At 64.9% G+C, this 19,404-nt stretch carries 24 protein-coding genes and 3 pseudogenes; 14 read left to right on the forward strand and 13 right to left on the reverse strand.

The window, feature by feature from the left end; translation table 11 throughout:
• A partial coding sequence (locus ACFXHE_RS43255; protein ID WP_379391466.1) for a hypothetical protein occupies positions 1–277 on the forward strand: 277 nt, incomplete at its 5' end.
• A 551-nt stretch (positions 278–828) separates the two neighbouring features.
• On the opposite strand, the gene ACFXHE_RS43260 is transcribed toward ACFXHE_RS43255, so the two are convergent.
• Both ACFXHE_RS43260 and ACFXHE_RS43265 read right to left on the reverse strand, forming a co-directional pair.
• Complete coding sequence (locus tag ACFXHE_RS43260; RefSeq protein WP_379391468.1) at positions 829–1,260, reverse strand: nitroreductase/quinone reductase family protein; 432 nt, start codon at positions 1,258–1,260, stop codon at positions 829–831.
• Positions 1,261–1,558: 298 nt separating this feature from the next.
• Positions 1,559–2,377 carry a TIGR02452 family protein gene (locus ACFXHE_RS43265; RefSeq protein ID WP_379391470.1) on the reverse strand — a complete coding sequence of 273 codons (819 nt, stop codon included), beginning with the start codon at positions 2,375–2,377 and terminating at the stop codon, positions 1,559–1,561.
• 265 nt (positions 2,378–2,642) lie between these two features.
• Between ACFXHE_RS43265 and ACFXHE_RS43270 the strand changes: the two genes are divergently transcribed.
• Positions 2,643–2,924 carry a hypothetical protein gene (locus tag ACFXHE_RS43270; protein ID WP_379391472.1) on the forward strand — a complete coding sequence of 94 codons (282 nt, stop codon included), beginning with the start codon at positions 2,643–2,645 and terminating at the stop codon, positions 2,922–2,924.
• Between the two features lie 191 nt (positions 2,925–3,115).
• A complete protein-coding gene (locus ACFXHE_RS43275; RefSeq protein WP_379391474.1) occupies positions 3,116–3,565 on the forward strand; it encodes a hypothetical protein in 450 nt (149 codons plus the stop codon).
• Positions 3,566–3,705: 140 nt separating this feature from the next.
• Here the strand turns inward: ACFXHE_RS43275 and ACFXHE_RS43280 are convergent, their stop codons facing one another.
• Positions 3,706–4,557, reverse strand: a complete 852-nt coding sequence (locus ACFXHE_RS43280; RefSeq protein ID WP_379391476.1) for an alpha/beta fold hydrolase — start codon at positions 4,555–4,557, stop codon at positions 3,706–3,708.
• A gap of 203 nt (positions 4,558–4,760) precedes the next feature.
• Positions 4,761–5,216: a MarR family transcriptional regulator gene (locus ACFXHE_RS43285; protein ID WP_379391478.1), complete on the reverse strand. Its 456-nt coding sequence runs from the start codon at positions 5,214–5,216 to the stop codon at positions 4,761–4,763.
• A 104-nt stretch (positions 5,217–5,320) separates the two neighbouring features.
• Here ACFXHE_RS43285 and ACFXHE_RS43290 point away from each other — a divergent pair, with 104 nt between their 5' ends.
• Positions 5,321–5,716: a hypothetical protein gene (locus ACFXHE_RS43290; RefSeq protein WP_379391480.1), complete on the forward strand. Its 396-nt coding sequence runs from the start codon at positions 5,321–5,323 to the stop codon at positions 5,714–5,716.
• Positions 5,717–5,863: 147 nt separating this feature from the next.
• On the opposite strand, the gene ACFXHE_RS43295 is transcribed toward ACFXHE_RS43290, so the two are convergent.
• Entirely contained in the window at positions 5,864–6,205 is a 342-nt protein-coding gene (locus ACFXHE_RS43295; RefSeq protein WP_379391482.1) for a DUF6881 domain-containing protein, read from the reverse strand.
• Between the two features lie 363 nt (positions 6,206–6,568).
• Here ACFXHE_RS43295 and ACFXHE_RS43300 point away from each other — a divergent pair, with 363 nt between their 5' ends.
• Positions 6,569–7,198, forward strand: a complete 630-nt coding sequence (locus tag ACFXHE_RS43300; protein WP_379391484.1) for a DUF4232 domain-containing protein — start codon at positions 6,569–6,571, stop codon at positions 7,196–7,198.
• Positions 7,199–7,429: 231 nt separating this feature from the next.
• On the opposite strand, the gene coaD is transcribed toward ACFXHE_RS43300, so the two are convergent.
• Positions 7,430–7,924, reverse strand: coding sequence for a pantetheine-phosphate adenylyltransferase (gene coaD, locus ACFXHE_RS43305; RefSeq protein ID WP_379391510.1), 495 nt, complete (start codon positions 7,922–7,924; stop codon positions 7,430–7,432).
• A gap of 292 nt (positions 7,925–8,216) precedes the next feature.
• Here coaD and ACFXHE_RS43310 point away from each other — a divergent pair, with 292 nt between their 5' ends.
• Positions 8,217–8,972, forward strand: a complete 756-nt coding sequence (locus ACFXHE_RS43310) for a patatin-like phospholipase family protein (RefSeq protein ID WP_379391486.1) — start codon at positions 8,217–8,219, stop codon at positions 8,970–8,972.
• A gap of 12 nt (positions 8,973–8,984) precedes the next feature.
• Here ACFXHE_RS43310 and ACFXHE_RS43315 read toward each other — a convergent pair whose 3' ends face one another.
• Complete coding sequence (locus ACFXHE_RS43315) at positions 8,985–9,557, reverse strand: TetR/AcrR family transcriptional regulator (protein WP_379391488.1); 573 nt, start codon at positions 9,555–9,557, stop codon at positions 8,985–8,987.
• Positions 9,558–9,633: 76 nt separating this feature from the next.
• On the opposite strand from ACFXHE_RS43315, the gene ACFXHE_RS43320 reads away from it, so the two are divergent.
• Together ACFXHE_RS43320 and ACFXHE_RS43325 are read left to right on the forward strand one after the other, a co-directional pair.
• Positions 9,634–10,104: a cupin domain-containing protein gene (locus ACFXHE_RS43320; protein ID WP_379391490.1), complete on the forward strand. Its 471-nt coding sequence runs from the start codon at positions 9,634–9,636 to the stop codon at positions 10,102–10,104.
• A gap of 203 nt (positions 10,105–10,307) precedes the next feature.
• The gene (locus ACFXHE_RS43325; protein ID WP_379391512.1) at positions 10,308–10,553 is read left to right on the forward strand and encodes a helix-turn-helix domain-containing protein; all 246 of its coding nucleotides are present in this window, start codon (positions 10,308–10,310) and stop codon (positions 10,551–10,553) included.
• Between the two features lie 238 nt (positions 10,554–10,791).
• Here ACFXHE_RS43325 and ACFXHE_RS43330 read toward each other — a convergent pair.
• Both ACFXHE_RS43330 and ACFXHE_RS43335 read right to left on the reverse strand, forming a co-directional pair.
• Positions 10,792–11,331: pseudogene (locus tag ACFXHE_RS43330) on the reverse strand (integrase core domain-containing protein); the annotation flags it as partial.
• A 49-nt stretch (positions 11,332–11,380) separates the two neighbouring features.
• The gene (locus ACFXHE_RS43335) at positions 11,381–11,782 is read right to left on the reverse strand and encodes a carboxymuconolactone decarboxylase family protein (protein ID WP_379391492.1); all 402 of its coding nucleotides are present in this window, start codon (positions 11,780–11,782) and stop codon (positions 11,381–11,383) included.
• A 116-nt stretch (positions 11,783–11,898) separates the two neighbouring features.
• Here ACFXHE_RS43335 and ACFXHE_RS43340 point away from each other — a divergent pair, with 116 nt between their 5' ends.
• Both ACFXHE_RS43340 and ACFXHE_RS43345 read left to right on the forward strand, forming a co-directional pair.
• Positions 11,899–12,828, forward strand: coding sequence for a LysR family transcriptional regulator (locus ACFXHE_RS43340; RefSeq protein WP_379391494.1), 930 nt, complete (start codon positions 11,899–11,901; stop codon positions 12,826–12,828).
• A 164-nt stretch (positions 12,829–12,992) separates the two neighbouring features.
• Positions 12,993–13,802, forward strand: coding sequence for an alpha/beta fold hydrolase (locus ACFXHE_RS43345; protein ID WP_379391496.1), 810 nt, complete (start codon positions 12,993–12,995; stop codon positions 13,800–13,802).
• A gap of 17 nt (positions 13,803–13,819) precedes the next feature.
• Here ACFXHE_RS43345 and ACFXHE_RS43350 read toward each other — a convergent pair whose 3' ends face one another.
• Positions 13,820–13,951 (reverse strand): hypothetical protein, encoded by a 132-nt coding sequence (locus ACFXHE_RS43350; protein WP_379391498.1) that lies wholly within the window; start codon positions 13,949–13,951, stop codon positions 13,820–13,822.
• Between the two features lie 351 nt (positions 13,952–14,302).
• On the opposite strand from ACFXHE_RS43350, the gene ACFXHE_RS43355 reads away from it, so the two are divergent.
• Positions 14,303–15,178: a bile acid:sodium symporter family protein gene (locus ACFXHE_RS43355; protein ID WP_379391500.1), complete on the forward strand. Its 876-nt coding sequence runs from the start codon at positions 14,303–14,305 to the stop codon at positions 15,176–15,178.
• 251 nt (positions 15,179–15,429) lie between these two features.
• On the opposite strand, the pseudogene ACFXHE_RS43360 reads toward ACFXHE_RS43355, so the two are convergent.
• A pseudogene (locus ACFXHE_RS43360) lies at positions 15,430–15,717 on the reverse strand (transposase); the annotation flags it as partial.
• Between the two features lie 391 nt (positions 15,718–16,108).
• On the opposite strand from ACFXHE_RS43360, the pseudogene ACFXHE_RS43365 reads away from it, so the two are divergent.
• From ACFXHE_RS43365 to ACFXHE_RS43375, 3 genes and pseudogenes are all read left to right on the forward strand, one after another.
• Positions 16,109–16,411 (forward strand): annotated as a pseudogene (locus ACFXHE_RS43365) (FAD-binding protein); the annotation flags it as partial.
• Positions 16,412–16,611: 200 nt separating this feature from the next.
• Positions 16,612–17,226 (forward strand): carbohydrate-binding protein, encoded by a 615-nt coding sequence (locus ACFXHE_RS43370; RefSeq protein WP_379391502.1) that lies wholly within the window; start codon positions 16,612–16,614, stop codon positions 17,224–17,226.
• A gap of 415 nt (positions 17,227–17,641) precedes the next feature.
• Positions 17,642–17,866, forward strand: a complete 225-nt coding sequence (locus ACFXHE_RS43375) for a hypothetical protein (RefSeq protein WP_379391504.1) — start codon at positions 17,642–17,644, stop codon at positions 17,864–17,866.
• Positions 17,867–17,909: 43 nt separating this feature from the next.
• On the opposite strand, the gene ACFXHE_RS43380 is transcribed toward ACFXHE_RS43375, so the two are convergent.
• Both ACFXHE_RS43380 and ACFXHE_RS43385 read right to left on the reverse strand, forming a co-directional pair.
• The gene (locus ACFXHE_RS43380) at positions 17,910–18,596 is read right to left on the reverse strand and encodes an alpha/beta fold hydrolase (RefSeq protein ID WP_379391506.1); all 687 of its coding nucleotides are present in this window, start codon (positions 18,594–18,596) and stop codon (positions 17,910–17,912) included.
• A gap of 428 nt (positions 18,597–19,024) precedes the next feature.
• On the reverse strand, positions 19,025–19,404 hold a 380-nt coding region (locus ACFXHE_RS43385; protein ID WP_379391508.1), incomplete at its 5' end, for a zinc-binding dehydrogenase.

Raw genomic sequence — 19,404 nt, forward strand, 5'->3', positions numbered from 1 at the left:
GAATGACCGGCGCTTACGAGGAGGCATGGAGACATCCTTCCAGCAGGACCTTCGGTCCTGCCAAATCGGTGTCCACTATTCGGGGGAAGCCTCAGGCGACCAGCACATCGTCGTCTCGCAGAAGAATGCCGATGGCACGACCAGCCAGCAGTCCACCGACTTCAGGTCCAACGGCACCACCGGAAGCTCCGTCATCCCAAACCCGATCGAAACGATCCTGAACGGCTTTCAGACCGGCAGCAACGGCGGCCGCGTCGTGTCGTTCGGCATGCAGTAGCTAGGTGATGGACTCGCGAACGACAAATCCCCGGGCCATCCCGCAACCCCCGTGCTGAAGACGAGTACGAGCTGTAAGAACCGTACTGCCGAGGAGTTCGGGACACGCCGACGATCCGTAGTCCCATTCAGCCCCAACGAGATCCGCACGTCAGCACTGATCACGACTCCGAACAACGACACCGGTGTGACGCCATGCCGTCCGAGATTGCTGGAGCGGCTGCATTTGGCGTCGAAACCTCTACGGCGGCGATATCGTTTGCAAACGCACTGTCATGCCGATGTGAGTGCATTTGCAGCGGAGATTGCCGTTGCCCCTCAACGTCTTTCTTGCGGCAAGCCTCGCTACCCGGGCAGCAATGTCCGCTACTGCCGCACGGCGCGCTGACCAAACCGGCCAGCGCCGGGCATCGGAAGATCAACTGGGCGTGCCGATCCGAGGCCGGCGGAACATCCGCTACTGCCGAGGTGCAGTTGTTCTGCCAATGCCAGGGGCGCCCGCCGCGTCGGGTTCGTGTGTAAGGGCCCGTGGTCGGTCTGCGTTGAATTTGTTCAGTCCCGTGGGGTCAGCAGGACCAGCGGAATTTCGCGAGTGGTGCCTTGCTGATAGGCGGCGTAGCCGTCATATCTCGCGATCACTTTCGGCCATAGCTCGGCCCGTTCCTCCACAGTCGCCATCCGGGCGGTCATGCGTCGACGGGGGCCGCTGCGGAACGACACGTCGACCTCGGGCCGCTCTCGCAGATTCAGATACCACGCCGGGTGGACCGGACCGCCGCCGCGGGACGCCACTACGACGATCGTGTCGCCATCGACGAGCGGGGCGGTAAGCATCACCGTGTGCGATCGTCCCGACTTCCGTCCGACCGTGGTCAGTTCCAGCGACGGCATGCCGCTGAAGGAGTTGCCCAACTTCCCGCCGCTCGCCCGGAGCAGGCCACGGTGCGCGATGTTCATTGCCTTCAAGGCTAGGTTTGGTGGCAAGGGGTCTCCTGTGTCGAGGTTCGGCCGGTCGGAGAGCTCGGCCAGTAAGAATCGAGTACTTGCAGGCGGTCGCCGAGCACACGGCACAAGGCAACCAGGCTGGCCGAGTCGCAGTATTGGATAAACGCGACAGCCTGAACTCGGACCCTTCATCCCCGGTCGGCCGGACCAGGAGGAGCGAAGCACAGACGATTAGCGAACACATTCTCATGCCGCTGGTCGCGCGGACCGAACCGGCGAGCGCGGCGCGGCGGAAGATCAACTGGCCGTGCGTATCCACGGCTGGCCGAACGCGCCGTCAGGCCGAGCTGAGGGCCGCTCGGAAGGCAGTGAGGGTGGCCTCGCCGGGGGTCCGGTCCAGTATTGCGAAGGTGATCTCGTCGAAGTGCCCGTTGAACCGCCCACCGTCGGCTAGCAGTGCATGGAAGACACCGGCCACCATGCCTGGGTCGTTGCCGTAGGCGCCGCAGCCCCAGGCGCCCAGCACCAAACGCCGGTAGCCGACGGCTGTTTCGAGAATGCGCTCGGCGCGGGTGGCCAGCACCGCGGGTATTCGAGACGCCTCGCTCGCCAGCTCCTGCACGATCACGTTGGTCCGGGGCGCCGGGCAAGTGAGGAAGCCGACCGTATAGGGGCTGTCGAGCAGGATGCCCGTGTCGTCGCGGAAGACAGGCACGGCGGGAGACAGGATCACGCGGTCGCTGTAGAAAGGGTCCGGTGTGCGCCGGTGGTGCTCGTAGTATTGCGGCACGGCCAGCAGGGTGGTGTACAGCGCCGACGCTCGGCACAGGGCTTCTTCTTGGGTGCGGGCGCCGGCGAGGTAGTGGCCGCCGGGATTGCGGGCGGACGCGAAATTCAGAACGGCGACCGGCTCCGGATCGGTGTCGAGCATCCGGCGCGCCGCGGCGAGGCTGCTCTCCCCGGTCACCGTGATGACGGTGGCGGCCTCGCTGCGGGTGATTACCGGGACCGGGTCGGGACCGTACATCCGGGTGCCCTGGACGGCGGCTTGTACCCCCGATGTCAACGACACATAGTGTCCGCTGGGCGTCCGGTAACCGCCGGCTGCGATGATCCGCTCGTTGTCGGCGGCGATGGCTCGCAGGCGTTCGGTCACGCCCGCAATGCTCTCATGGCTCGAGACGAACCGGATACCACCGCCGAAGGGGAGTGCGGCCCGCCACAAAAACCAAAACACGACGCCCAATCTTCGGCTACACAGCCCCGTAACACGCTGTGGGCCAATCTTCTTCCGCGATGCGCTGCCGCGCATGGCTGCGGCACGCCCGTTCGAGGGGCGGAGGTACCAGCGCAACCCCGGATCTCGCGCGAATGATCACATCACTGGCCCTCACGGGCCGTCCCCGGCAGAGCGAAGTCGGATGACGCTGGCAGCTTCTCACTCCAACGTCACTGCGACGCAGGTGCTTTCGATGCTACTCGGCTCGTACTCCTCGTCACTCACGGTTACGGTGGCGGTGTATTCAGACATCCCCTGCAGCCTCTCCCATGCTCGAGCAACCATGGAAACAGCGAGCGACCAGGCGATCATGCCGATCGCTTCCCGCTGCACGGCACCAGAACGTCCGCTACTGCCGCTGACCGCGCTGATCGAACCGGTCAGCGCACCGGCGTTGGAAGATCAACGCGCAGAGATCATCTGAGGTAGCCGAACCGCGGGCGAGCGTCCTGGAATGCCGATGAGCGTGCTGTTTGCTTCAGTCACTTCCGGTTTCGCGCACTCGGCGCCTGCCGACGCCGGGCGGTATCGACGCGGTGATGGCAGGCTGTGGCGGTGAGCATGCCGGGCGATGTCAGCGGGTCCCAGTCAGAACCGACCAAGCACGCTATCGAGGTGAGCTTCGTCGTGCGTCAGGATTCATTGCGAATCAGGTATTGGGCGGACGACAGCACGAGCGACATCCTGTGGGATGACCTCAGCACTCGCACAAAGCGTTTGGGCAATGGCGCGTTCATCGATGATGATACGGGGCTGACCGGACCGCCGGAACCGGTCATGGAACTCACCGCGCTGGTGCTCGGGACCCTGGGGGCAGGCGGGGCGGTCAAGATGCTGGTGGAAATCCTGCGAGATTGGGTTGCCCGCTACCGGATCAAGGGTCTCCTCGTCGATCTATCGGACGGCACCAGGATCCAGATGGCCGACACGTCAATAGAATCGGTGGAGCGTTTTCTTGCCGCGATCGATGCCCATCGTGACGAGGCGGCCACGCCAGCGCCGCTCTCGGCACCAGACACTGCTCGTGAAGTGGTAGATGGCGGCGGAGCAGCACCTAGCGAATGATCCTGCGCGTCCCTGCTTCGACGCATGGGTCGAAGTGGCACAGGCGTCCGAAGGTAGACAGACCAGGGTCGTGCGTACGAATTCCGCGGTTCGGTGTTGCGCGGCCCAGTCGCGCAACACCGAACCTTGGAATAGATCGTCTAGCGTTGCAGGAACTCCAGGGCGGTGCGTTCGAACGCGTCCTTGGCCTCGAGCATCACCCAGTGCCCGCAGTTCGGGAACACGTGCAGCTCGGCGTTCGGGATGCTGCGCATCGGCAGCAAGGCCATATCGAGTGGAGTCTGGCGATCATCGCGTCCCCAGGCGAGCAGGGTCGGGCACACGACCTTGTGCATCATAGCCCAGTACGGTGGCGTTTCGGTGTCGGTCAGCATGCGCAGCCGGTGCGCGAAAGCCTCTTTGCCGTACATGGATTTGATCGATGCCAGCGCATTCGGATCCAGCGCGGTCTGCCAGCGCTCTTCGATCAACTCTTCGGTGACGAGGTCCGGGCTGTAGGACATGCACCGTATCCAGCGGATCAGGTTCTCCCGCGTCGGCTGCTCGGTGAAATCCTGCAGGATCTGCGACCCTTCGCTGAGGGGCTGGGTGAACAGGTTCGGTCCGACCCCGCCGAGGCAGACGAGCTTGTCGACGCGGCCCGGGTGGCGGATCGCCAGGTTCAGCCCGACCACCCCGCCCAGCGAATTCCCGATGACGGCGGCGGATTCGATGCCCAGCGCGTCCATGAAGCGGAGCACCGAATCCGTCGCGGTCAACACCGGATTGCCCGGAACCGGGTCACTGACCCCGAATCCGGGGAACTCGAGCACGTAGCAGTGGTACTGCTGCGCGAACGCTGCCAGGCTGCCGCGGTAGTTCCGCCAACCGCTCACGCCGATCCCGGAACCGTGCAGCATCAACAGCGGCGGCCCGTCGCCGGCCTCGTGGTAGCGCAGAACGCCTGTGTCCGTGACCACTTCGCGTTTCGTGGTTTCAAAGGCTGTCTCCATGACCTCGAAACTAGAACGTGTTCTTAAGATCAGTATGTGTAATTGTTAAGGGATACAAAGGATTTCGCTTCGCTGCTCAGCGCGGCCCTCGGAAGATCAACGGGCTGAGCGCCTTACGGCGGTCGGCAGTGCACGTACATGCCGAGTCGCGGGCGGCCTTCGACGTGTTTCGCATGTTATCTGGCGGCACGGCAGTGGAATTGTCAGTGTTCGGAGACGGCTTCCTCGTAGGCGCGGAGCGTCGCTATCACGAGGGCGCGCTGCTCGGCCGTCAGCGGGCCCAGGGCTGCACGCCAGCCGCGGCCCGCGCCACCGAGCCAAGCCGCGACCGCCGTTCGATGGGAATCGGCGATGCTGACAAGGGTTCGTCTGCGGTCATTGTCGTCGGTCCGTCGATCCACGACGCCCTGGCGGCTGAGGTCCGCGACCATCAGACTCACGGTCGTGGGCGCCACCTCCAGCCGCTGCGCCAGCTCGTTCACCGTCAGCGGCCCGTCGAACAGCACGTAGGTCAGCATCGACAGATGGCGAGGCGCCAGATCGAATGATCGCAAGGCCGCCGGGACCGGCAGGCGTTTCGCGCGCCCGATCAGCCGTGGCATGAGCAGCACCATGGCACGAACGCTGTCGTCCAAGGACAGACCAGGCTCCGTTGACATACCTTTCTCTCCAAAATATCTTTGCATACAAAGCAATCTTGTCGAACCGGACCTTCATCGTCCCATGCGAACACGCGGGTCCCGCACTCCACAGAGGAGAACCGATGTCCGAACCGATTGCGCGGCCCAGGGCACTGACCATCGGGCTGCACCCCCGTGCCATGGACTACAGCCGCTTCCCCGATCTGGACGAGGCGCAGCTGACCGCCAGGATCGGCGCCGCGAACGACGCCCTGCGGGACACCGAATTCGATGTCACCCCATACCTTGTCGGCGCATCACCCGAGGAAGCCGAAACCGAAATACGAACCCTGCTCGACCGCCAGCGGTTCGACCTCGTCATGATCGGCGGTGCGATACGAGCCTTCCCCGACCACACCCCGCTGTTCGAGCGCATCATCAACGTCCTGGCCGAGGCAGCCCCGGGAATTCGATTCTGCTTCAACACTTCCCCCGAAACCACCCTCGACGCCCTCCGCCGAGCATCCGCAGCCATCTGAACCCCGAAACGCACCAATCGCACCGGCCAACGCGGCCACCAGAAAGACCAACTGGCCGTGGCCATCCGAGGACGACCGAACGCACCATCAAGCCGACGAGCGTGCGTTTCGGGTTGGGATTTCTGAATGGCGAGGTGTGATCGTTCCTCACTCGGTCTGGGCGGGGTCCGTTTCGGAGCCTGCGGTGGGGATATTCGGAGCATATTCGTGCTCACCGGTGGCGAATAGCCACTCTGTCCGGAAGGCCTCCGGCGTGATTGCTTCCACGGAATACTCTGTACAGAACGCAATCTGGCTCATCGCCTCAGCATGGTCCTTGAACAGTTCGGTCGGTGCGCTCGATTGATAGTCGAACGCGCAGTATCCGAGCCCGCCACTCGGGAAGTACTCGACCTTGTGCCATTCCATTCCCTCGCCATTGAATTCGACGAAGGTCAGTACCGATTCGAGCGCCGTGCGCGACAGTGTGGTGATCTTCTGGTAGCGCATGCCGGGATCGTCCGACTGGAACCCCTTGGCGGCGTGTGCTGCTGCCGGACGATCGCGTCCGGGTTCGTGTCCCGGGAAGCAGGGGTCTGCTGCCTCTCGCAGTCCCATATACAAGCCGTCGTCGGCCTCTTGATGGTCGGCGAGATCGGCAATCGCAGCGCGATCGACCGGGGTTCGCGACCGCTGGTCGACGGAGTGCGGGTGGTCGAATCGCGGCCGGCTTGCGTCGCCATTTCGCGGACACGGTGTTACGTTCGCGGGCGCATCATCCGATAGCCAGGTACAGCAACGTCATTCGCGGTGCTGACGGTACATGCGATCCGAATCACGTTGTGGTGGTTGTGATCAGATGTGGAGGGACCGATGACAGCCCTGAAGATCACCACCGCAGCGCTGCTCGCGGTCGGCACGCTGGCACTGGCGGGATGTGGGCCCGAGAACACCGGTGCCTCCCCGTCGACTGTCACCGTGTCTGAAACCGCAACTGCGACAGCCACCGCATCCGACGGCGGCACACCTGCCCCGGGCACCACCACTTCCGCAGACACCGGCGGTACGCCGACCGGCCCCGCGCTGTGCCGCGCCGCCGATCTGAAGCTGTCCAAGGGCCGGTCCGACGGAGCTGCGGGTAGCGCGTACACCCCGCTCATCTTCACGAACGCCGGAATGCATCCCTGCACCCTGACCGGATTCCCCGGCGTCTCGTTCGCCAACAGCCGCACCGGCGAGCCGATAGGAGCCCCTGCCGATCGAGACAAGCCGAAGCCGACGGTCACCCTGGGGATCAACGAGAAGGCCTCCGCCGTACTCCGCATCACCGATGCCGGGAATTACGGCGACAAATGCCGGCAGGTCACTGCCGCCGGCCTGCGGATCTACCCGCCGGACAACACGGAGTCGTTCTTCCTGACCTGGGAGATAAGCGCCTGTACCAACACCGATGTCCACCTGCTGGAGATCTCGTCGCTCGTACCGGGCGAGACCGGGAACTGACCTCCAGTTGTAGACGCGACCAACAGCCCGCCGGTCCGGCCGATCACTCGTTCAGTGGCGGCCGGACCGCGGGACACACCCACGATTGAAAATTACGAAATGCCCCCATTGCCGCATAGCGCGCTGACCGAAGCGGCCAGCTGGGGGAAGGCAAAGATCAACTGGCCGTGCTGATTCGAGATCAGTGACCCGGTCACGATGCTCAATGACTCCGATGCGGCCGGTAGGAGGTCAATCGGACTTCGCCTTGCGCTCAGCCAGTCGCGTCGTGAGCTGTGCGAGCACATGATCGGGAACCAGCCCGGAAACGTCGCCGCCGAGCCTTGCGACCTCTTTGATCAGCGACGAGGACAGGTGGCTGTACTCCGGATTAGACGCCACGAACAGCGTCTCCACGCTGGACAGCCGGTGGTTCATCTGCGACATCGTGAGTTCGTACTCGTAGTCGCTCACCGCGCGCAGGCCCTTCACCATGGCGTGCGCGCCGTGCTGCACGCAGAAGTCGACGAGCAACCCGTCGATGGCCTCGACGCGAACGTTCGGATGTTCGCCGGTGACGTTGCCGATCATGGCGATCCGCTCCTCGGCGGTGAACAGCGCGCGCTTGCCGACGTTCTTGCCGACGCCGACGATCACCTCGTCGAACAACCTCGCGGCGCGGCCGATGATGTCGAGGTGTCCGTTGGTCACCGGGTCGAAGGAGCCCGGGCAGACCACGCGCCGGATGACCGATTCGCCCATGATCACTTCGCTATCTTCGCCGTCGTCACTGTCCGGATGAGGGTTCGTGAGGATCAGCCGTCCCACTGCCCATGATCCCACACGGCCGCGACCGGATGCTTGCGGATTCGCGGCTCTCAACGCACTATCTTGCCGCATCCTCCGCTGACCGAACGGGCCAACGCGGCACCCCGGAAGATCAACGGGCAGAGGGCCATACAGCCGCCAGCAGTGCACGCTATTGCCGAGTTCGGTGTATCGAGCAACCTGCGCTGAATTACGCCGCCGTGGAATCGATTTGGGTTCAGCCGACTCGATTGTCGGCACGTCCGCAGGCGCGGTCGTCGGGGCCGCGCTGGTAGCGGGGCGGGATCTGGACTCGTTTGCCGACGATCCACGTCCCCCCGGCAGCACGGAACCACCGTCGGCGGTCAAGCGCGAGTTGGTTGCCGCCGTTTTCTCGGTGTTGTTCGACCGGACGTTGGATCGTGATACGGCGCGGCGCAAGGTGGGTCGAATGGCGATGGCCGAGGAGCCGGCCCAACCGGCGCATATCGAACCGATGGAGTGGCTGGTCGGCGGCAACGACTGGCCGGATCGCAGGCTGCGGATCGTCGTCGTGGACGCGGCCAGTGGTGAGCGCCAGGTCTGGGACGGCGGCAGCGGTGTGCCCCTGGCGACCGCTGTCGCCGCGAGTCGTTCCTTTCCGGGACTCCGCCCGCCTGTTGTTGTCGGAGACCGCTACTACATTGATGGCGGGGTTTGGTCGCCCACCACCGCGGACCTCGCCGCGGACTCGGACGTCGTTCTGGTCGTTGAGCCGCTGGCGCACATGTTCCCGCCCGAACAGGTTCGGGCCGAACTCGCGACGAGGGCGGCCGATACCGTCGTGCGGTTCCGCCCCGACGCGGCCACGATCGACGTGTTCAACGCGTTCGCGACCGACCCGGACGCGCTCGCGAGCTGGCCGGTAGCGTTCCAAGCGGGCATTCGCCAGGCAGACGGCCTGGCACAGCAGTTGATCGACGCGGGCTGGTTGTCGCTGAAGCGGTGATATGCACCCAGGCTAGACCCGCAGCCCGTCGGACAGCAGAGTGAGCAACCGGCGCCAGTCGCCGCTGCCGGAGCGAATGGTGGCGGAGAGTGCGCCGACGACCATGTAGACGTCGGCGACGGTCAAGTCCGGGCGCACCGTTCCAGCGGCCCGGTCGGATTCGATGAGCGCGCTGAGGATCTCGGCGAGCTGTTCCAGCGCAGCGCCGCGCGGTTCACTACCGCGCGATTGACGAGAGGCTTCGATGGCGGCGGACAATCCACTGTCGGCCGCCAGGGTTTCGCCGACATGGGTCAGATAATCCAGCACCGCCCGGCCGGGCTCGGCGTGGTTCAGACATTCGGTGCGCGCGTATTCCTCGATCTCGGTGAAGCGTTGCGCGGCCGCGGCTTCGATCAGGTCGGCCTGGGCCGGGAAGTGCCGGTACACGGTGCCGATCCCGACACCCGCGGCCCGCGCCACTTCCGGCAGTTGTACCTGGCTTCCCCTCTCCGCGAACAGGTTTCGTGCGGCTTCCAGGATGCGGTCACGATTGCGGGAAGCGTCCGCACGCGGCTTGCGCGACGGCGACGATGGGCTTGACACTCGGGTCCCTCTCCGGCCTACACTCGAAACGGATCCGGATTCCGGTTCCGTTTCTCTTGAGTCGAAGGGTACCACCATGTCCCACAATCGATTTCTGCTGCTCGACGCCGGCGCGGCCCGCCCCGGCCGCCTGCCCCTGCCGCCCGCGTTCGTCGTTAAGGCCACCACCGCCGATACCGAAGGCCGCTTCTCGCTCCTGGAAGTCACCCTCGCCCGCGATATCCCCCGCCACACCCATCACGTGGCCGACGAATGCATCTACGTGCTCGACGGCACACTCGAGGTGGAATTCGACGACCACGTCGAGCACGCCACCGCCGGGATGTTCGTCCTACTCCCCCACGGCATTCCGCACGCCTTGCGCCGCGCCTCCACACCCCCGCCTCGCCTCATCCAGATCTCGTCACCGGGCGGCTGGGAGTGCTATCTGGAGGATCTGATCGAGGCGGGGCCGGCCGTGCTCACCGCGGGTGCCCTCGACCCGGCCAAGATCAACCCGATCGCCGCCAGGCACCAAATCCGGTACGAGGAACCCACGGTGGCGTAGTACTGGCGAGGCGAGTGGGCAGCCCGACGCTGGTAGTGGGACAGGCGGGCTTGGCGTTGGAGGCGTCGCCGCCACCTCGACCAGGACCAGAATAGGCTCGAAGACCTTTGTCGGAGAAGCGAACACCGTTGCCCGAAGCCGAGATCGAGGGAGGTGGTCGGCGGTGGCGATACGGGCAGGCGATCAAGGTGCTCGCCCGGGAGATGCGCCGGCATCCATCGACGGTGCGGGAGTTGCCCGAACGCTGCGGCGAAGTCCGTCTCGCGGCTCGTCACCAAAACGAGCTTCGACTGAGTCTGGTTGAACGCGAGGAGATTTCGTGCAGATTGGCGGCCGGAGATTCACTGCGTGGTATCGTCCGCCGTCTGGGGCGGGAGGCCTCGACGAGGTGTAGCGATGACCGCCTGAGCCCGCACATCTGTCCCCGTCGGCACGCAACGCCCACGTAGCGGGTTGTGGGGGGTGGCCTTGTCATTGAGACAGTTGTAGACGGTGAGCTTCGCGACGTGGGCGGTGTCGGCGATCTCTTGCACGCACGCGTGCTCGTAGCTGCGGCGGCGCGCTAACTGTGATGTCTCATGAGATTGGTTCCACGGCATCAAGGTCGAGGGCGAGCTGTTCCGGCGCGGACGGCACAACGATAGGGACGGTGATTCGGGTGTCGGTGAGCCGGTAGGTGTGCAGCGGGACGCGGCTGATCGGAGGCTGGTGGCCGGTCCCGGCGTGCGGCCGATCGTGGTTGTAGTGGTTGAGGAACTCGGTCAGCGCGGCTCGGCGGGCCTGTTCGGAGTCGTATTCGCGGACGTAGGCCCATTCGCGGGCCAGGGTGCCGTTGAACCGTTCGACCTGGCCGTTGGTGCGCGGCGTGTAGGGGCGGGTCCGCTTGTGCACTGTCCCAGTGCATTCCAGCGCGGCGGCCCACCGGCGCGACCGGTAGCAGGAGCCGTTGTCTGTGAGCACCCGACGCACGTTGGTGATGCCATGCTCGGCGAAGAACGCTGCTGCCCGTAACCACCAGTCGGCGGCGGTGACCGCCTTCTCGTCGTCGAGGGCTTCGGTGTAAGCCAGCCGGGAATGGTCGTCGAGGGCGGTGTGTAGGTAGGTGCAGCCGACGCGGCCGGTCCCGGTGCCGACGCGCTGGGACGCCAGCGCATTCGGGCTGCCGCGGCCGTGGGCCCGCAAGCCGCCGCCGGTCGGGATGCGGCCGAGTTTCTTGACGTCGACGTGTGATCATCGGCCGCAGCGGCCGCTGTGGTCGACGCGTGTTGCATCCGGGTCAGGACACGTTGGTCAGCGGCAGCATGCCCCGCTCACCGAAGACCTTCTTCGCGACCAGGGTGGCGTTGATGGACCTCGGCATGCCCGCGTAGACGGCGGTGTGCAGCAACGCTTCCGAAATTTCGGTGGGGGTGAGTCCGACGTTGAGTCCCGCATTGATGTGCACGTCCAACTCGATCTCGCAGCCGCCGAGCGCCGCGAGCACGCCGAGGGTGACCAGCTGCCGGTCGCGGGGCGCGAGTTCGGGTCGGTCATACATATCGCCGAATGCCCAGGCCACCACCTGATGTCCGAGCTCAGGTGAGGTGTCGGCCAGCGACGTCACAATCCGTTGTCCCGCTTCGCCATCGACGCGGTTGAGGACATCGAGGCCGTGGGCGTAACGCTGTTCGCGGTTCATGATTTCTCCTTGGACGATTCGGTCGGTGTGACTGCTCAACTGTCGCGCACCAAACGATCGAATTAGCCCCACAGGTATTGGTAGCTATGCTTCCTATGCTTGGGAGGTATGGATTGATGGAGCTTCGACTGCTCGGCTATGTGGTCGCGATCGCCGAGGAAGGCACGGTCAGCGGCGCGGCGCGGCGCTTGCACGTGACCCAGCCGACCTTGAGTAGACAGGTGCGCGAACTCGAAAGACGGCTCGGCGTAGCACTTTTCGAGCGGGAGGGGCGTGGGCTGACGCCGACCGCGGCGGGAGCGGCCCTGGCGCGACGAGCCGCCGCCGTCCTGGCCGAAGCCGACGCCGCACTCGAGGATGTTCGGCTTGCCGCACAAGGGATGACCGGACGGCTGACCGTGACATTCGCCGGATCCGGCATCAATGGACCGCTCGGGGCGGTGCTCGGCAGGGTGCGCAGGGAACTGTCCGGGGTGGACCTGCGGCTCGAGGAAAGCTTCAGCGATGCGGAGATGTCCGCCGGTGTCCTCGATGGCCGCTACGACATCGCCGTACAGCGACTGCCTGCGCGCGACGCCCGTCTGGCGACCCGCGTCTGGTGGAAGGAACCGCTGACCATGTTCCTGCCCGCCGCCCACCCCCTCGCCCACGCGGTCGGACCGGCACCGCTATCCGCACTGGGCCAGATCCCATTGGTCATCTGGCCACGCGAGGTCTCCTCCCGCTCCTACGACGAGATCATCGCGCTCTGCCATCGAGCCGGGGTGGTCCCGCGCATCGGCGCCGAAGGCCGAAGCGCCCAAACACTTCTGGCACTAGTAGCCGCCGGATTCGGCGCCGCCGTACTAGCCGACTCGCACCGCGCGTTACGCCGTGTCGGGGTAGCCCCGAGACCGCTGGCCGACACCTCGACGTCGCTGCATGTTGCGTGGCGCACCGACGACCCGAGCCCGCTGGTCGCGCGGTTCCACAGCGTGCTTGCGCAACACAGTCAAGAGCGCGGAAACGCCGACGGCAGTGCGGAAGTGACCTATCCCAGCCACTAGGAGCAACGCAACCGCGCACGATACTGCTGTCTGCTGTCCCCATTTCGCTGAGTCCGAACCTGCCTCGCACGGCAGTGATCTGGCACAACTGGACCGTCGATGCACCCATCAAACGATCGCTCATCGCATACGACCACTAGAAATCTGTCCTCTACGCTGTTGATGTGCCTTACGTGCTCGCCCCGGACGATTGCGAGATCTACTACGAAGTCCATGGATCACAGGGAACTCCTCTGGTTCTGCTCGCGGGGCAGGCGAACACGCATCACTGGTGGGATGCGGTGCGCCCCGACTTCGAGGGCGTCCATCAGGCTGTGGTGATCGACTGGCGAGGCACCGGACGCAGCGCCAAACCCGATGACGATTCCTACAGCACCCGCGCCTTCGCTGCCGATGTGTTGGCTGTTCTCGACCATCTGGGCATCCAGCGAGCGGGTGTCTACGGGACCTCCATGGGTGGCCGCGTCGCCCAGTGGCTCGCCGCCGATCATCCGGACCGGGTAGAAGCGCTGGTGCTCGGCTGCACATCGCCGGGAGGTGCGCACAGCGTCGAACGAAGTCCCGTGGTGCGCCGCGCCCTGAGTCAACCAGACACCGCAAAGGCTCGCCGCGCGTTGCTGGAACTGATGTATACCCCCGCCTACCTAGCCGCACACGTCGGGCCCTACCACACCCTGGGCGACCCGACGATGCCGAATCACGCCCGCCGCCACCACCTGCGCGCGAGCGCACAACACGACGCATGGGAAGTGCTGCCGCGCATCATCGCCCCGACACTGATCGTGCACGGGTCCGACGACCGGTTCAATCCCACAGCCAATGCCTCGCTTCTCGCAGGCCGGATCCCGCATGCCCGAATACATCTCATTTCCCGAGCCAGACACGCCTATTTCGAGGAATTCCGGTCGAGCGCCAGCCCACTGGTACTCGACTTCCTCGATCAGGCCCACCACCGCCAGTCCTCGCGTCATTAGGTCGTGTCTCCCAATGATCAGAGCCATTCGACGATGAGGGCCAGAACGAATCCGGCACGGTAGGTGGTCGCGAGCTTGTCGTAGCGGGTGGCGACTGCTCGCCAGTCTTCGGCCTTGTTGCAGGCGCGTTCGATGACGTTGCGCCGCAACAGGGTTCGATTCGACGCCGCCGAAGACGGCGCATGATCTCGCGATGGCGGCCGCTTCGAATACTGAACGCCATCGTGGTCCGGAGGCTCGGAACCGATTTGCTGGTGATTCGTGTCGAACTCACGGCGATCAAGCCCTCTGCTGCGGCAACGACGGAGCCGAGATAGGTATCGGTCTCACCGTGGTCGCGATGACGCCTCCAAGAGTCGGGTTTCGATGTCCTCCTGGCTGACTCACGCAGCGTATTCCCGTATGCGGCAATCGCGCTCGCGCCTGAACTGTCGGATCAGTTAGGGTCGGCGCTGGTGCCGGACCGCAGACTGGCCCGTTGGTTCAATTGGGAGTTGGCAGTGAGTTCGTTGTTCGCGGTGTTCCTGCCGCTCGCGCTGGCGCTGGTGATGTTCGGTCTCGGTTTGACGTTGACCACGGCCGATTTCGTTCGGGTGCTGCGCTATCCGAAGGCAACGGTGGTGGCGCTGGTGTGCCAGATGGTCGTGCTACCGACCGTGTGCCTGGGCTTGGTCTACCTGTTCCGGCTCGACGGTGCGGTAGCGGCGGGTATGTTGCTGCTCGCGGCGTCACCGGGCGGACCCTCGGCGAATCTGTTCAGCCATGTCGCGGGCGGCAATGTGGCGCTGAACATCACGCTGACGGCAGTGAATTCGGTGCTGGCGGTATTCACCCTGCCACTGTGGGTGGGTCTGTCGTATGCGCTTTTCCTCGACGGTGACGCCGGAATCGGCCTGCGCCCCGATAAATTCGCGCAGGTATTCGCGATCCTGCTGGTGCCGGTGGCGCTGGGGATGTGGGTGCACCACCGCTTCCCGGGCTGGTCGCTGCGGATGCGCGGCACCGTGAAGGTGGCATCCATCGTGGTGCTGGCATTGGTGGTGCTGGCGGCCGTGGCCCGCGACTTCCACACCCTCACCTCCCACATCGGCGCGCTCTCGGCGGTATGCCTGTCGCTGGCGATCATCGGCCTGGCGGTCGGCTACTACGTGCCCCGACTGTTCCGAATCGAGACCGACCAGGCCATCGCGGCCGCAATGGAGATCGGAATCCACAACGGCGCGTTGGCTATTGCGGTGGCCACGTCAGTGCTGCACAGCACGGCGCTAGCGGTGCCGGGCGCGGTGTACGGGGTCCTGATGAATCTGCCTGCCGCGGCGGCGGCGTACTTGTTCGCCCGGCGTAGTCGGCCTGTGCCGGTGCCTGCTGCCGTTTGAGGGTAGTTGGACCATACGATCGCCCGGTCGAGACGGCTCATCACGGCCTGGCCGGTCTCGGCGTCCCCGAATCGGCCGACGGCATCACCGTATTCGTGAATGGCGCGGGAACCACCGTCGGATATGCCGCAGTGCAGATGGCGTTGCAGCGGGGAGCCCGAGTCAACGACATTCAACAGCCGCCGCTTCAGCGCCCGCATCGCTTCCATCGAGGTCTTGCCCGCGGCTCTGCGGCGGTCGTAGTAGGTGCGCCCGGCGCTGGGACGGCGTAGTTGAACGATGGCCATGGTGTGTAGAACCCGGTCGATCTTGCGACTTCCGGCGCGAGAGAGCCGATGGCGTTGCCGCTGGCCGGAGGAAGCGTCCAAGGGTGCGGTGCCGTTGCAGCCCTCGATCGCCCATACCCGATCCGGGTATCGCTGTGCGGTGGTGAGCATTTCGGTGCATCCGGTATTGTCTGTGCCGTATCGGCCCGTGGCCATTGCTGTGCCGGTGGGGTCGATGATCTCGATCGTGGCTGAGCGTTTGTGCGGGTCCATTCCGATGATGACCGTCACCAGTGCATCCCTTCCCGTGTCGGGGTATGTGGTCCGTGCGGGAAGGCACCGCTACTTCGAGCTGGGCAACCCCCTCTTCAGCCACCACGGTGACCGGTAAGAGGCAAGACATTACTGAGCCACACCAATGACGCTGGCGGGCAGCCGATTAGGGAGCTTCTCAACGGGCACCTGGACCCGATCCTGGCCGGGATCAGGCCCTACCGTCAGTGTTAAGTAGCCGATTACATCTCGATCAGAGTGACCGACCACAGCCGGATCCAGGTTTGACCGAGACCCATTGAAACGCACTACATTGCCGCATACCGCGCTGACCAAACCGGCCAGCGCGAAGCGTCGGCGGTGAGGTCGACGGCGGCCCAGAGACACGGTGGGCGCACGCGGGGTCATCGCCCGCGGATCGGGGCGCCGCTACGATCCGGCGCAGAACGGTGGCGGCCTGGTCGTCGACATGACTGCCTTCGGCCGCATCCACAACATCGATCCCGACACCGGGATTCGTCGATGTCGATGTCGATGCCGGCGTCAGCCTCGACACATTGATGAGAGCCGTTCTGCCCCAGGGCTTGTGGGTTCCTTTGTTGCCGGGACCCGGCAGGTCACCGTGGGCGGTGCGATCGCCTCCGACATCCACGGCAAGAACCATCCGGACGATGCGGAGGCGGAGCTGTTCTGGACTTGCTCCTCGCGCGTGCTGTGAGCAACCTCTGCATTGTGAAGTTCTGTGGACCCAGTCGGTCGCCGTACGTAATGTAGGTCACATCGGCATGAAATATTCTGTTGCACAGGAGAATTGTTGTTAGCTTGCCGAAGCGCTGCGTTGGCAGTGTGAGGTACGGCTAGGAGTATAAAGTGAAACATTCATGGTTTACTCGGGTGGGGTTCGGAATCGGCGCACTCACGGCGTTGAGTGGGGCCGCGGTGCTCACCGCGGGCATGGCGGTCGCGGAAATCCCTGCGCCCCCGACGGTTCCGGGGGCCACCCACTGCGTGAACACCGCCTATCTGGTGTCGTTCTCGTCGAGCGGGCTGACCGCCGACGCCGCCCGGGTGGAGCTCATCGACTTCGCGCAGCAGACCCCGCAGCAGCCGACGATCGGCAGCGTGGTGGTCGTGAATGGAATCGATCCGGTCATCCAGTGGATTCCGACCGTGGTCGGCAGCCACGAGCTGACCGCCAACGTCATCTTCAAGGACGGCTCGGTCTGGGGTACCACCCGCAGCACCGTCACCGTGGCGGACGCGTCCGGCTGCGGCGGCACCCCCACGACCACTCCGCCGCCCACCACGACCACTCCGCCGCCGACTACGACTACTCCGCCGCCGACTACAACCGCCCCGGCGCCCGCCGCCTGGCAGCAGGGCGTCCACTACAACGTCGGTGACGTGGTGTCCTACAACGGGTCCCAGTACCGCTGCATTCAGGCGCATACCGCGGATGCTCCGGACTGGACCCCACCGAATACCCCGGCGCTCTGGCAGAAGATCTAGGACACGAAAGTCCTCCCGCGACAGGGAAGCGGGAGGGTTCGGGGTGTGCTGGTTCAGCTGACCAGGTCGCGGGTGTTTACCGCACCCTGCAATGCGATCCGCCCGGAAATGGCCGAAGCCCTGGTCGCGAGGCGACCGGGGCTTCGGGGAGAACCGTTGCACTACTTCCATTTAGACGTCGAAGTACAGCTCGGACTGCCACCTGGGTATTTGTCGTTGTTGGTCGCGTTGCACTATTGGGCTGACCTCCGGGTTCCCTGTTGATGGTTTGAGAGGGTTCCCGAATCTCCTGCGTACTTTCTGCGTACCCAGATCGCTTGCAGCACTGCCGGAGCCCGCCTGCACACCCCGGCGCCGCACATGCATCGTCTGCTCTACGAACAGGCACCCCCGTACTCCCGCGAGCACTGAAAAGTTGAAGCAGTTCGAACAACTGCTCGCCGGCGAAGTCGCCTTCCACCTGAGCCGTCTCGGCGTAGGCGGAGGCGATCCGGCACAACCTGATCGCGCCGCAGAGGTCTCAACCGAATATCCGCTACTGCCGCGTGGCGGGCGGTTCGAAGCGGCCAACACGGTGCGGCCGAAGATCAACGCGCCGAGATCATCTCAGCATCAGCAACGCACCATCATGCCGAATTGAGGGCCCGTCGATGTTGGCAAGTCGCTCAAGGACGGGAATGGTCTCACGGGAGGGCGATGAACTCCTCGACTACCGCCGTCAGGGAAGCGGGTTCCTGCAGCATCGGCAAGTGCCCTGTGGGAATCTCACGGTGAAAGCCGATGCCGAGCTCGGCTGCATTCTTGCGTTGCAGCATTTCGGGGAGCTGTCGGTCGGCGGTTGTCGCGACATATCCGGTGCGCGTCGGAAACGTTCGTCGTGACACCCTATCCCGGTAGAGGTGCTGCGATTCCGGCTCGAACTCTGCTACGACGTGCGCGATGTCGGCCTCTTCGAGGCCAGCGCACAACACTGTGCGGATCGCCCTCTCCGGCGGCCGTGTTCCGACAACCCGCATGATGAGCCCTGTGAAAACGCGCTGCGGCGCAGGCAATGCCGCCAGGAATGAGGTTCCGGCGGCGGGAAAGGACGCTGCGATGCCGAGCAATCGGTCGATGCGCTCCGGCGCGGTAGCTGTGATCTCACTGGCCACGACACCGCCGATCGAGTGAGCCACGATCGTGAACAGGCCATTCGGTGCCTGCGCCAGAACGGTGTCGACGTAGTCGCACAGGGTCGCGTCGACCCGTTTCGGGTAAGCCGCTACGACCGACTCGACGGGCAAGGAGGCCCGCACTTCGTCCCAGATCCAGGCCGGAAGCCCTGCGCCACTGAGAAACAGGATCGGCGTCGTTGGTGGTTCCGTCTCCATGAGCTTTCCTTTGCAGGCTCGGGTGCGTCCGTAACAGTGAATAGGGGTCCGGCATAATTGGCGTCCGTGCCGGCCGGATCCAGTAGGTGATGACGGCGCGGAACCGCATGACGCCACTGGCCGCAAATTCGTGGGCGTCGGCGGCCTTCGCCAATGGGTAGATCTAGATCATCGGTGTCGCCGTGCGGGTGCAGACGAAGTCGAGGGCCTGGGTGTGGCCACCGGGATCACCCCGGCGGCTCGCATTGCCGCTCTCGTTTTGTCATGGTCATTCACACTTCCCTGCAGTGCTGATACCGCGCTGGCAGCCGCTGCCAGCGCGGACTGGATACGCCGCCGACGCCAGCCATTCACGGACAGAACCGCAACAGCGAAACCATCAGCAACTGCACGTAGTGGCCGCGTAGCGCGCGGCTCGAGCGCTGGTCTCAGTAGGTGATCACGGCGCGGAAGCGTACCGCGCCGGTGGCCACGTGTTCGTAGGCGTCGGCGGCGTTCGCCAGCGGGTAGGTCTCGACCATCGGTGTCACCTTGCCGGTGGCGACGAATTCGAGTGCCTGGGTGAGGTATTCGAAGCCGCCGTGGGTCGCCCCGATGATCTGATTGCGGTTGACCACGAAATTGATGCCGGTCTCGGGTGGCGGAATGATGAAGTCGGTGTCGTGCGGCAGACCGACCAGCACCATCCGCCCTTCCGGTCGCAATCCGTGCATGCTGTCCATGGCCGCGCGGTTGGAGTTGCCGGTCATCAGGATGATGTCCGCGCCGCCCATCGCCTTCAGTTCCTCGCCGTTCGAAACCACTTCAT

It is taken from the genome of Nocardia sp. NPDC059229 (assembly GCF_042754165.1).
GTDB lineage: Bacteria > Actinomycetota > Actinomycetes > Mycobacteriales > Mycobacteriaceae > Nocardia.